Origin of the sequence: Streptomyces sp. NPDC001904 (assembly GCF_040297005.1) — a bacterium.
GTDB lineage: Bacteria > Actinomycetota > Actinomycetes > Streptomycetales > Streptomycetaceae > Streptomyces.
Genome location: NZ_JBEOYI010000010.1, coordinates 165939 through 179524 on the forward strand (window position 1 = coordinate 165939; position 13586 = coordinate 179524).

Here is a 13586-nt window from a genome sequence, read left to right on the forward strand (position 1 = left end):
TCCCTGATGCACCACACCCACCTCGACGCCGCCGGCCACCCCCGCCCGCAGCTCGTCCGCGACCCCGACTGGCACGACCTGGGCGGACCGTGGGGGTTCGCCCACGACGACGCCGGCCTCGGACGCCGGGACCGCTGGATGGAACCCGACGTCACCGCCCCCTTCACCGCCACCGTCACCGTGCCCTACCCGCCCGAGTCCCCGGCCTCCGGCGTCCACGACACCGGGCACCACCCGGTCGTCTGGTACCGCCGCACCGTCGACCTGGTCCGGCCCGCGGCGGACCGGCGCCTGCTGCTGCACTTCGGGGCGGTCGACCACCGGGCCGACGTCTGGGTCGACGGCCGTCAGGTCGGTCACCACGAGGGCGGGCACACCGGCTTCACCTGCGACCTCACCGACGCCGTGGACCGGGACGGCCCGCACGTCATCGTGGTGCGGGCCGAGGACCAGCCCCTGGATCCGACCCAGCCGCGCGGCAAGCAGGACTGGCGGCGCGACCCGCACGTCATCTGGTACCACCGCACCACCGGCATCTGGCAGCCCGTCTGGCTCGAAGAGGTGCCCGCCGAACACCTCACCCGGGTGCAGTGGACCCCGGACGTCGCCCACGCACGGGTGCACTGCGCCGTACGCCTCGACCACTGGCCGGACGGGCCGCGCACCCTGACGGTACGGCTCGCCCACGGCGAGCGGATCCTCGCCGAGCAGCGCATCCGCACCGACCAGCAGGAGACGGCGTTCGACATCACCGTCCCCGCCCTGCGCCACGGGCAGGACCTCGACGACCTGCTCTGGACGCCCGAACACCCGCACCTCGTCGACGCCACCGTGACCCTCGCCGATGCCGAGGACACCCCCCTCGACCGCGTCACGTCCTACCTCGGACTGCGCGACATCGGCTGGCACGACGGCCTGTTCCTCCTCAACCACAAGCCGTACTTCCTGCGGTTCGCCCTGCAGCAGGGTTACTGGCCCGACACCCACCTGGCCGCCCCGGCCGACGCGCTGCGCCGCGACGCCGAGCTCGCCAAGGAGATCGGCCTCAACGGTCTGCGCGTCCACCAGAAGATCGAGGACCCGCGCTTCCTGTACTGGGCGGACCGGCTCGGCCTGCTGCTGTGGGAGGAGATGCCGTCCGCGTACGCCTTCGAGACGGCGACCGTCGAGCGTGTGACCCGTGAGTGGACCGAGGCGGTCACCCGCGACCTCGGCCACCCCTCGATCATGGCCTGGATCCCCGTCAACGAATCCTGGTCCGTGCCCCACCCGGCCGACGTCCCGGCCCAGCGCCACTTCATGGACGCGCTCTACCACCTCACCAAGGCGCTCGACCCCTCCCGGCCCGCCGTCTCCAACGACGGCTGGGAGATCTCCCGGGCCGACATCTGGGGCGTGCACGACTACACCCAGGACGCCGCCACCCTGCGCCGTCGCTACGGCCACGCGGCGCTGCGCCGGGGCGAGGTGCGCGAACAGTGGCCCGGTGCCAAACGCCTCACGCTCGACGGCGCCGAACACGACCAACAGCCGGTCGTCCTGAGCGAGTTCGGGGGCGCCACCTTCGAACCGGCGGCGGGGGAGGAGTGGTTCGGGTACGACACGGTCGCCACCGGGAAGGACTTCGCCGACCGGCTCACGGCGCTCGTCTCCGCCGCGCTCGACTCCGGCCTCGCCGGCTTCTGCTACACCCAGTTCACCGACACGCTCCAGGAGACGAACGGCCTCCTCACCGCGGAGCGCGAGCCCAAGATCCCCGTCGCCGAACTGCGCGCCGTCCTCACCCGCGCCCGCTCGGTGTCCGGCTGAACGCAGCCGCCGCCCAGGGCCCCCGGAATCACTTCCGTCCCATGCGTTGACGTACGTACGCACCGACGTCGACCATGGGGCGGCCCCCTGCTGACAACGTTGTCTTGCGTGAGAGGACCACCCGTGCCGCCCCTGAACACCCCGATCGACCGCAGGCGCCTGCTCCAACTTCTCGGCCTCACGGGGGCGGCTGCCGCCCTGCCGGCCGCGTTCGGACCGGCGAGCGCTCACGCGGCGACCGGCACCACGGCCGCGCCCGACGGCATCGCCGCCGTGTACCACCGGGTCCTGCTCCGGCACACCCGGTGGTCGGAGACCCAGTGGGACGAGTCCCAGGGCCACTACACGGCCAAGGACTTCGGGTTCGCCGTCGTCCTCGGCAACGCCCTGCTGCTCACCCACGGCGACTACGACGCCGATCTCGCCGGGATCGGCCGCGACGAGCTCGCCCGGCGCACCCTGGCCACCCTGCGCCACTTCGCCGCGTCGAACCGGCTCGCCGGCGGCTCCGAATGGGGCCGCACCCTGTTCTTCGACACCACCTTCCAGCTGTACTTCGTCCTCGCCGCCCGGCTCCTCTGGGACGACCTGGACGCCACCACCCGCGCGAACGTCGACCGCATCACCCGCGAACAGGCCGCCTACACGCAGGCGTTGGGCACGGGCAACGACCCGGCCTCCGGATCCTGGACCCCGAACGGACTCGACGGCGGCCACGTGGGCGACACCAAACTGGAGGAGATGGGCGTGTACGCCCAGTCCCTCGCCCCCGCCCTGGCCTGGGCGCCCGACGACGCCCGCGCCGCCGACTGGTCGCACACGTACGGCCTGTGGTCGCGCAACGAGACGGGACTGCCGCCCGCCGACCTCGCCAACCCCGCCCTGGTCGACGGGGTGCCGGTCGCGCACAACACCGCCCGCAACCTCTACGACACGTTCATCGTGGAGAACCACGGCTCCTTCGGTCCCCACTACCAGGAGGAGCTGTGGCGGACCTCGGGCCGCAACGCCGCCCACTTCCTGACCGCGGGCCGCCCGCTGCCCGAGGTGCTCACGCACCAACCCAGCGGCCCCGCGCTGTGGCGGACCCTGCTCGGCGTCATGAGCGACGCGGGCGAACCGCTGATGCCCATGGTCAACGACCGCGAACACCTCTACGGCCGGGACGTGATCCCGCTGGCGTTCCTCTCCCAGGTCCTCGGTGACCGGGCCGCGGCGCGGGCGGAGCAGGAGCTGGCGGGGCGCCTGGAGGCGTACCAGGACTACCCGCCCGAGTACCGCCTGGCGAAGTTCTCCGGCGAGCCGAAGTACGAGCCCGAGGCGCGCGCCGAGATCGCCATCAGCTATCTGCTGCACGCGTGGGCGGCGGGCGAGAAGCGCACGGTGACCCCCCTCTCGCGCACCGAACTGTTCGCCCACGCCGCCGGTGTGACCGACTTCGGCACCGGCCCCGGGCTCGTCTCCCACCAGTCGCCGGCGGCCTGGGCGGGCGCCGTCTCCAAGGCGGGCTTCGTCAAGTTCGCCTGGCAACCCGCGCACGACGACTGGCTGTTCAGGATCAGCGGCGCCACCCCCATGTTCCTGCCCGCCACCACCGGCAAGGTCACCGGGCGCACGGCGCGCGTGTACGAGAAGGTGCGCGACGGCTTCGACGGCAGCGCGACCCTCCTGCGGCTGGACGGCGGACACGCCGGGTTCACCACGCTCCCCACCGGCTCCGTCGTCTACGCGAGCAGCGGCACGGCGGCGGGGGAGGGGCACCTGGAGCTCCACAACCTCACCCTCCCCGGGATCGCGGGCCTCGACGGCGACCGCACCTACCGCTTCGAGGAGGGGGAGGCGTCGGTCGCCGCGGCGGACGCGTCCCCGGCACCGAGCGCCGACGGCCGCGTCGACCGGCTGACCTTCCCGCGCACCGGCGTCCGCCACCTGCGGATGCTGGGCGTGCGCCCCGACCCGTCGTACGGGTACTCCCTGTACGCCTTCGAGGCCCGCGCCGGCGCCGACACAGCGGACCTGGCCCGCGGCGCGACGGCGACGGCCTCCTCCGCCGACCCGGGCAAGGGCGCGGGCCTCGCCGTGGACGGCGACCCGGCGACCCGCTGGGCGGTGTCGAAGGCCGAACGGCCGCGCGCCGACAGCTGGTTCGCGGTCGACCTCGGCGCGGCGGCGGAGATCACGGAGGTCACCCTGCGCTGGGAGGCGGCGGCCGGCCGCGCCTACCGTGTCCAGGGCTCGGCCGACGGCACCGACTGGCAGGACCTCGCCGCCTGGCCGACCCCCGACGCGAGCAGCCGGGGCCGCTGGCTGGACGTGGACGGCCGCGCCGGACTCGTCGTGCGCGGCACGGACCTGCCGCTGGCCGTGTACGGCGACACGATCGTGCTGGCCGACGGCCCCGCGGCGCCGCTGGTCGTCGAGGGCTTCGCCGGAGCCTCCGCGACGCAACTGCGGGCGCTCGCCCGCGCGGCCGGGCCGACGGCGAAGGACGACGCCGTGCGCGCGGCCCTGACCGACGGACACCTCAGCCTCTTCAACCTCTCCGCCGACCCGGTCACGACATCGGTCGCCGTCCCGCAGTCCGGTCGGCGCATCGCGGTCTTCGAGGGCACGCAGACGGTGACCGGCGACGGCACGGCCTACGAGGCCCGCCTCGACGCGGCCGACGCACGGCTGCTGCCGCCCCGCTTCACCCTCACCCTGGAAAGGGGCGCCGCGTTGCCGTCGGGCCTGCGCGTCGAGGTGGTCGACGGGGCCCGGCTGCGCCTCTCCGGCGCCGACACCCGTGTACGGATCGAGGGGCAGGGGCACACCACCACCGCCACGGTCCACGCCCGCAGGGAGACGACCGTCGAGCTGCGCGCCGCCGCCGCCCTCCCGCACGATGACCTGGCCCTGGGGCGCCAGGTCTTCCCCAACAGCCCGCTGCCCGAGGGGATGTCGGACCCGTCCGCGGCGGTCGACGGCGACGCGACCACCTCGTGGCGGTCCGGCCGCGACGGACGGCTGGTCGTGGACCTCGGCGCCGTCCGGCGGATCGGCACCGTGGAGGCGCAGTGGACGAGCGGAGGCGCCCCGGCCGGCCGCGTGCAGTTCAGCGACGACGGCATCGAGTACCGGGACGCGGGCCGGACCGGCGGACGCGGTCCCGTGCGGCGCCTGTCCGCCGCGGGCGAGGCGCGCTACGTCGCCTTCCAGGTCGAGGGGACGCCGTCCCCGCGGGCCCGGCTGGTGCGGCTCACCGTGAGGTGAGGTTCCGCGCTGCGGCGGGGGTGCCGACCTGCGGTGCCCCCGCTGTGGCCTGGGGAGACGGTCCGGGGTTACTCCACACCCCGGACAGTCGCACTGTTTAGGTTAGGCTAACCTTGCCACGTGCATGGAGCTGAAGAGACCACCGGCGCGGCCCCGCGCCGCCATGGCCACGAACTGTCGGCAACCGACGTCACCGTGGCCTACGAGGGCGTCGACGTCGTCCACGGCGCCGCCATGACGTTGCGGCCCGGCGAAGTGACGGTCCTGGTGGGACCGAACGGCAGCGGCAAGTCGACACTGCTGCGCACCCTCGCGCGGCTGCAGCGCCCCAGGGCGGCCACCCTCGTGCTCGATGGCGAGATCGACGGGCTCGCGCTGAGCCCCCGCGACTTCTCCCGCCACGTCGCCCTGCTCACCCAAGGGCGGCCCACGCCCGGCGGGCTGACGGTGCGGGACGTCGTCGAGTTCGGCCGCTACCCGTACCGCGGACGCTGGGGCAAAGCGGACCCCGGCGGCCGCGAGGCCGTCGACCGCGCCCTCGCCCTGACCGGCGCCGCCGAACTCGCCGACCGCGGAGCCGAACACCTCTCCGGCGGTCAGCTGCAGCGCGTCTGGCTCGCCGGCTGCCTCGCCCAGGAGACCGGCGTCCTCCTGCTCGACGAGCCCACGACCTATCTCGACCTGCGCTACCAGGTCGAACTCCTCGATCTCGTGCGGGACCTGGCCGACCGTCACGGCATCGCCGTCGGCGCCGTCCTGCACGACCTCGACCAGGCCGCCGCCGTCGCCGACCGCATCCTGCTCCTCGACACGGGCCGCGTCGTCGCGTCCGGCGCCCCCGAGGACGTCCTCACCGGCGACCGGCTCACCACCACGTACGGCATCCGCATCGAGGTCGACACCGACCCGCTCACCGGCCGGCTGCGCACCCGCGCCATCGGCCGTCACCACGAACGAACCGAAAGGTTGCGCACCACCTCATGAGACGACTCCTGATCGCCGCGGCGGCCGCCACCGTCGCGGCCCTCGCCCTGGCCGCCTGCGGCACCACCGAGCCCGCCGCCGACGCCGACGCGAAGCAGAGCGCCGAGCCCATCACCCTGACCGACGCCTCCGGCACCAAGGTGAAGCTCGACGGTCCCGCGAAGACGGTCGTCGGCACCGAGTGGAACGTCGTCGAGAGCCTGATATCCCTCGGCGTCGACCCGGCCGGCGTCGCCGACGTCAAGGGCTACAAGACGTGGGACAAGGCCGCCCCGCTCACCAACGACGCCAAGGACATCGGCACCCGCGGCGAGCCCAGCATGGACACCGTCGCCGCCATCAAGCCCGACCTCGTCGTCGCCACGACCGACCTCCCGGCGGCCGCCGTCAAGCAGCTCCGCAAGATCGCGCCGGTGCTCACCGTCAACTCCGCCGACGCCTCCGACCCGATCGGCCGGATGACGGAGAACCTCGACCTGATCGCCGAGGCCACCGGCACCACCCCGAAGTCCACCCAGTTGAAGAAGGACTTCGAGGCGAAGCTCGCCGACGGCAGGAAGAAGCTCGCCGACGCAGGTCTGTCCGGCGCCGACTTCGCCTTCGCCGACGGCTACGTCGCCTCCAACCAGGTCTCCGTGCGCCCCTACACCAGCGGTTCGCTGATCGGCGGCGTCAACGAGAAGCTCGGTCTGAAGAACGCCTGGACCGTCAAGGGCGACAAGAGCTACGGACTCGGCTCCACCGACGTCGAAGGGCTCACCAAGCTCCCCGAGGACGTCCACTTCGCCTACATCGGCAACGAGGACGACAAGAACGCCACGCCGTTCGACGGCGTCCTGGCGAAGGACAAGGTCTGGACCTCGCTGTCGTTCGTCAAGAAGGACAACGTGCACCGGCTGCCCGACGGCGTCTGGATGTTCGGCGGGACCGCGTCGATGAGCCAGTACGTCGACTCCGTCGTCGAGGCGCTGACCAAGTAACGCCATGGCCGTCACCACCACCGCTCCCGCCACCCGTCCCAGGGCGGCCGCATCCCGTACGGGAGCGGCCGCGGTGACGGCCGCTCTGCTCGTCCTCGTCGCCGCCCTCGCGGTCGTCGACATCACCCAGGGCACCGCCGCCGTCGGCGCCCCCGAGGTGTGGAAGGCGCTCACCGGCCGGGCCGGCGACGGCGACGCGTCCGTCGTCGTCGCCTCCAGGCTGCCGAGGATGTGCGCCGGACTGCTCGTCGGCGCCCTCCTCGGCGCGGCCGGCGCCGCCCTCCAGCGCATCAGCCGCAACGCCATCGCCTCGCCGGACACCCTGGCCGTCAACGCGGGGTCCTACCTCGCCCTCGGCATCGCCGCCGCCACCGGCGTCTCGCTGCCGCTGCTCGCCTCGTCCGGCATCGCCTTCGCCGGCGGCCTCGCGGCGGCGGCCGTCGTCCTCGGCCTGTCCGGCCTGGGCGCCGGCACCGTCCGGCTCATCCTCGCGGGCAGCGCCCTCACCCTCGGTCTGAGCGCCGTCACCCAGGCCCTGATCCTGCTCTTCCCCGAGCAGACCGAGGGCCTGTACGCCTGGAACCAGGGCAGCATCGCGCAGAACGGATTCGACGGCGTCCTGCAGATGGCGCCCGTCGGGCTCGCCGGTCTGGCCGGACTGCTGCTGCTCGCCCGCCGCGTCGACGCCCTCGCGCTCGGCGACGACGCGGCGCGCGGCGTCGGCGTCCCCGTCCGCAGCACCCGGATCGGCGCCGTCGTCCTGTCCGCGCTGCTCTCCACGGCCGCGGTCACCCTCGCCGGCCCCGTCGGCTTCATCGGCCTGTGCGCCCCCGCGCTGGTGCGCCTGCTCACCCGCAGGTTCCACCCCCTCACCAGGTTCCGGAGCGCGCTGCCGTTCACGGCACTGGTCGGCGCGGCCCTCGTGCTCGGCTCCGACGTGCTGCTGCGCGCCGTCGTCTCGGCGGACGCCGCGGTGGCCGTGCCCACCGGTGTCGTCACCAGCCTCGTCGGCGCGGTGTTCCTCGTCGTCCTGGCGGCGCGGGTGCGGGACGCGGGCGGCTCGGCCCCGGCCGACCGGCTGCGGCTGCGCAGCCGGACCGTCGTCGTCGCCACCACGGCCGCCCTGGTCGTCGCCCTGGTCGGCGTCAGCATCGCCGGTGTCCTCCTCGGCGACAGCAAGCTGCTGCTCGGCGACGTCGTCAACTGGGCCCAGGGCAACGCCGGCCGGACGGTCTCCTTCGTCCTGGACACCCGCGTGCCCCGCGTCCTGGCCGCACTGCTCGCCGGTACGGCCCTCGCGCTCGCCGGCACCATCGTGCAGGCCGTGACGCGCAACCCGCTGGCCGAACCGGGGGTGCTCGGGGTGACCAACGGCGCCGCGGTGGGCGCCGTCGTGGTGGTCACCTCGATCTCGACGGCCGGCACCTGGGCCGTCGCGGGCGGCGCCTTCGCGGGCGCCGCGCTCAGCGCCGTCATCGTCTTCGGCCTGGCGGCGCGGGGCGGATTCCAGCAGAACCGTCTCGTCCTCGTCGGCTTCGGGGTCGCCACCGGTGCCGCCGCCCTGACGAGCCTGCTCATCATCCTCACCGACCCGTTCAACGCCACCAAGGCGCTGACCTGGCTCTCCGGATCGACGTACGGCCGCACCTACACCGACTCGCTGCCCCTCGCGTTCGTCCTCGTCGTGGGCATCGCCGTCGCCCTGAGCCGCCGCACCGAACTCGACCTCGTATCGCTCGACGAGGACACCCCGCGCCTGCTCGGCCTCGGCCTCGGGCGCGCCCGCCTCGGCTTCCTCGTCCTGGCCGTCCTGCTCAGCGCCACCGCCGTGGCCGCCGCGGGCACCATCGGATTCGTCGGCCTGGTCGCGCCGCACGCGGCCCGCGCCCTCGTCGGCCGCCGCCACGCCCGCGTCCTCCCGGTGGCCCTCCTCCTCGGCGCCCTCCTCGTCTGCACGGCGGACCTGGTCGGCCGGACCGTGATCGCCCCGGCGCAACTGGGCGCCGGCCTCATGACGGCCGTGATCGGCACGCCGTACTTCATGTATCTGCTGGCGCGGGGGAGGGGAGCGAAGTGAAACGGCGCGATCTTGCAGCCGGACCCCTTTCGAACATGACCCGGCCACGAGATATCTTGATGTCGAGCAATATTGCGCAGACTGAGAAAACTGCCGATGACATGGAAGACGTGGAGCGGAGCACCCGGTGACTGACTCGACCATCATTTACACGCACACAGACGAGGCCCCGGCCCTCGCGACGTATTCCTTCCTGCCGGTCATCGAGGCCTACGCGTCCACCGCCGGTGTGGGTGTCGAGACCCGTGACATCTCGCTGGCCGGGCGCATCATCGCCTCGTTCCCCGAGCACCTCGAAGAGGGCCAGCGGATCGCGGACGCCCTCGCCGAGCTGGGCGAGCTGGCCAAGACGCCGCAGGCCAACATCATCAAGCTGCCGAACATCTCGGCGTCCATCCCGCAGCTCAAGGCCGCCGTCGCCGAGCTGCAGGAGCAGGGCTACGCGCTCCCCGCCTACCCGGACGAGCCGAAGACCGACGAGGAGCGCGAGATCCGAGCCCGCTACGACAAGATCAAGGGTTCCGCCGTGAACCCGGTCCTGCGCGAGGGCAACTCGGACCGCCGCGCCCCCGCCTCGGTGAAGAACTACGCCAAGGCCCACCCGCACCGCATGGGCGCCTGGACCGCCGAGTCCAGGACCAACGTCGCCACCATGGGCGAGAACGACTTCCGCTCGACGGAGAAGTCGGCCACCATCGCCGCCGACGGCGCCCTGCGCATCGAGCTGGTCGGCGACAACGGCACCACCACCGTGCTGCGCGAGTCCGTACCGGTCCTCGCCGGTGAGGTCGTCGACGCCTCCGTGCTGCGCGTCGCCGCCCTGCGCGAGTTCCTGACCGCCCAGGTCGCCCGCGCCAAGGAAGAGGGCATCCTCTTCTCCGCGCACCTCAAGGCCACCATGATGAAGGTCTCCGACCCGATCATCTTCGGCCACGTCGTGCGTGCCTTCTTCCCCGAGACCTTCGCCCGCTTCGGCGGCGACCTGGCCGCCGCCGGCCTGACCCCGAACGACGGTCTGGGCGGCATCTACAAGGGCCTGGAGTCGCTCGCCAACGGCGCCGACATCAAGGCGTCCTTCGAGGCCGAGCTGGCCGCGGGCCCGGACCTGGCCATGGTCGACTCCGACCGCGGCATCACCAACCTGCACGTGCCCTCGGACGTCATCATCGACGCCTCGATGCCCGCCATGATCCGCACCTCGGGCCACATGTGGGACAAGGACGGCAACGAGGCCGACACCCTCGCCGTCATCCCGGACTCCTCCTACGCCGGCGTGTACCAGGCCGTCATCGAGGACTGCCGCGCCCACGGCGCCTACGACCCGTCGACCATGGGCTCCGTCCCGAACGTCGGCCTCATGGCGCAGAAGGCCGAGGAGTACGGCTCCCACGACAAGACCTTCGAGATCCCCACCACCGGCACGGTCCGCCTGGTCGACACCGACGGCGACGTGGTCCTGGAGCAGACGGTCTCCGAGGGCGACATCTTCCGCGCCTGCCAGACCAAGGACGCCCCGATCAAGGACTGGGTCAAGCTCGCCGTCACGCGCGCCCGCGCCACCGGTGACCCGGCCGTGTTCTGGCTGGACGAGGGTCGCGCCCACGACGCCCAGCTGATCAAGAAGGTCGAGGCGTACCTGCCGGAGTTCGACACCGAGGGCCTGGACATCCGGATCCTCAACCCGGAGGACGCCACCAAGCTCTCCGTCGAGCGCATCCGCGAGGGCCTGAACACCATCTCGGTGACCGGCAACGTGCTGCGCGACTACCTGACCGACCTCTTCCCCATCCTGGAGCTGGGCACCAGCGCCAAGATGCTGTCGGTCGTCCCGCTGATGAACGGCGGCGGCCTCTTCGAGACGGGCGCCGGCGGCTCCGCCCCGAAGCACGTCCAGCAGCTGGTCAAGGAGAACTACCTGCGCTGGGACTCGCTCGGTGAGTTCCTGGCCCTGGCGGTCTCCTTCGAGCACCTCGCCACCACCACGGACAACGCCCGTGCGAAGGTCCTCGGCGAGACCCTCGACCGCGCCACCGGCACCTTCCTCAACGAGGACAAGTCGCCGACCCGTCGCCTCGGCGGCATCGACAACCGCGGCAGCCACTTCTACGTCGCCCTCTACTGGGCCCAGGAGCTGGCCAAGCAGACCGCCGACGCCGAGCTGGCGAAGGCGTTCGCGCCGCTCGCCGAGACGCTGGCCGCGAACGAGCAGAAGATCGTGGACGAGCTGATCGCCGTCCAGGGCTCCCCGGCCGACATCGGCGGCTACTTCCAGCCCGACCCGGCCAAGGCCGACAAGGTCATGCGCCCGTCGCAGACCCTGAACGAGGCCCTCGCCTCCCTCGCCTGATCTCCGTACCGGCTCCACTGCCCCGTCCGGCCCCGTGCCGGGCGGGGCAGTGCGCTGTTCACGCTGCGCGGAAGCCGCCGCAATTGATGCTGTTCACCCGCGCTGACCTGGGTACGCTGCCCCGATGAGCACTCTGGATGACGCGCGCTCGGGCATGGACCCGGCGATCCGACCGCAGGACGACCTCTTCGGCCATGTCAACGGCCACTGGCTGGCGACCGAGCCGATCCCCGACGACCGCTCCAGCTGGGGCCCCTTCGTGCAGCTCGTGGACGTCGCCGAGCAGCAGGTCAAGGACATCATCCAGGAGATCGCCGCGGGCGGCCCCACCAGCCTCGCCCCGGACGAGGCCCGCAAGATCGCCGACCTGTACGCGTCGTTCATGGACGAGGAGGCCGTCGAGGCGCGTGGCCTCGACCCGGTCCGCCCGCTCCTCGACGAGGCCGCCGCGCTGACCGACGTGAGCCAGCTGGCCGGCTTCATCGGCCGCTTCGAGCGCAAGGGCGGCTCCGGCCTGTTCGGCGCGTACATCGACTCCGACGACCGCGACTCGGACCGGTACCTCTACAACATCCTCCAGGGCGGCCTCGGCCTGCCCGACGAGTCGTACTACCGCGACGAGAAGTTCGCCGAGACCCGCGAGAAGTACGAGGCGTACCTCACCGAGATGTTCCGGCTGGGCGAGCACGGCGCCCCGGCCGCCGCCGCGCGCACCGTCCTCGCCCTGGAGACCCGGCTCGCCGAGGGCCACTGGGAGCGGGCCGAGACGCGGGACGTGCAGAAGACGTACAACCTGACGACGTTCGACGAGCTGACCGCGCTCGCCCCGGCGTTCGACTGGCGTGCCTACGTCGACGCCCTCGGCGGCAGTGACGACACCCTGGCCCAGTCCTGCGTGCGCCAGCCGTCCTACCTCGCGCACCTGTCGACCGTACTCACCGAGACGCCCGTCGAGCAGTGGCGCGACTGGCTGATCGCGCGCGTGCTGCGCACCAGCGCCCCCTACCTGTCCTCGGCGTTCGTGGACAACAACTTCGAGTTCTACGGGCGCACCCTCAACGGCACCCCGGAGCTGCGCGCCCGCTGGAAGCGCGCCGTGCAGTTCGTCGAGGGCGCCATGGGCGAGGCCGTCGGCAAGGAGTACGTCGCCCGGCACTTCCCGCCGGCGTCCAAGGCCCTCATGGACGACCTGGTCGCCAACCTGCTGGAGGCCTACCGCCAGTCCATCGGCGCGCTCGACTGGATGACCGACGAGACCAAGGAGCGGGCCTACGAGAAGCTCGCCACCTTCCGGCCCAAGATCGGCTACCCGGACACCTTCCGCGACTACTCCGCGCTGAGCGTCGTCGAGGGCGACCTGGTCGCCAGCGCCTACGCGGCCGACGCCTTCGAGCACGACCGGCAGCTGGCGAAGATCGGCGCGCCGGTCGACCGCGACGAGTGGTTCATGCTGCCGCAGACGGTGAACGCGTACTACAACCCGGGCACGAACGAGATCTGCTTCCCGGCGGGCATCCTGCAGAAGCCGTTCTTCTCGCCGGACGCGGACCCCGCCGAGAACTACGGCGGCATCGGTGCCGTCATCGGCCACGAGATCGGCCACGGCTTCGACGACCAGGGCGCGCAGTACGACGGCCAGGGCAACCTCAACGACTGGTGGACCGCCGACGACAAGGCCGCCTTCGAGACCAAGTCCAAGGCGCTCATCACCCAGTACGACTCCTTCGAGCCGCGCAACCTGCCCGGCGAGCGGGTCAACGGATCGCTCACCGTCGGCGAGAACATCGGCGACCTCGGCGGCCTGACCATCGGGCACACCGCCTATCTGATCTCGCTCGAGGGCGCGGACGTGCCGGTCGACGAGGAAGGGATCAGCGGCTCGCAGCGGCTCTTCCTGAACTGGGCCTACTGCTGGCGCACCAAGCGGCGCAAGGAGCAGGAGCAGCAGTACCTGACCATCGACCCGCACTCGCCGCCGGAGTTCCGGGCGAACATCGTGCGCAACCTGGATGAGTTCCATCAGGCGTTCGAGACCGAGGCCGGGGACGGGCTGTGGCTCGATCCGGCCGATCGGGTGCGGATCTGGTGACCTGAGGTTCTGTGCGGCGGGGTCGGGAGGCTTGTGCCTCCCGACCCC

Annotated in this window: 7 protein-coding genes; all 7 read left to right on the forward strand. The window is 72.4% G+C overall.

Annotation, left to right across the window (positions count from 1 at the left end; all coding sequences use genetic code 11):
- The first annotated feature begins 6 nt into the window (after positions 1-6).
- Positions 7-1809, forward strand: a complete 1803-nt coding sequence (locus ABT127_RS18845) for a glycoside hydrolase family 2 TIM barrel-domain containing protein (protein ID WP_351450955.1) — start codon at positions 7-9, stop codon at positions 1807-1809.
- A 123-nt stretch (positions 1810-1932) separates the two neighbouring features.
- Entirely contained in the window at positions 1933-5061 is a 3129-nt protein-coding gene (locus ABT127_RS18850; protein WP_351451223.1) for a discoidin domain-containing protein, read from the forward strand.
- 120 nt (positions 5062-5181) lie between these two features.
- The gene (locus ABT127_RS18855) at positions 5182-6045 is read left to right on the forward strand and encodes an ABC transporter ATP-binding protein (RefSeq protein WP_502971737.1); all 864 of its coding nucleotides are present in this window, start codon (positions 5182-5184) and stop codon (positions 6043-6045) included.
- Entirely contained in the window at positions 6042-7025 is a 984-nt protein-coding gene (locus tag ABT127_RS18860) for an ABC transporter substrate-binding protein (RefSeq protein WP_351450958.1), read from the forward strand. The genes ABT127_RS18855 and ABT127_RS18860 overlap by 4 nt, the downstream gene beginning before the upstream one ends.
- A 4-nt stretch (positions 7026-7029) precedes the next feature.
- Positions 7030-9102 (forward strand): iron ABC transporter permease, encoded by a 2073-nt coding sequence (locus ABT127_RS18865; RefSeq protein ID WP_351450961.1) that lies wholly within the window; start codon positions 7030-7032, stop codon positions 9100-9102.
- 127 nt (positions 9103-9229) lie between these two features.
- Positions 9230-11449, forward strand: a complete 2220-nt coding sequence (locus ABT127_RS18870; RefSeq protein WP_351450964.1) for an NADP-dependent isocitrate dehydrogenase — start codon at positions 9230-9232, stop codon at positions 11447-11449.
- A gap of 124 nt (positions 11450-11573) precedes the next feature.
- Positions 11574-13538 (forward strand): M13 family metallopeptidase, encoded by a 1965-nt coding sequence (locus tag ABT127_RS18875; RefSeq protein WP_351450967.1) that lies wholly within the window; start codon positions 11574-11576, stop codon positions 13536-13538.
- The last annotated feature ends 48 nt before the right edge of the window (positions 13539-13586 follow it).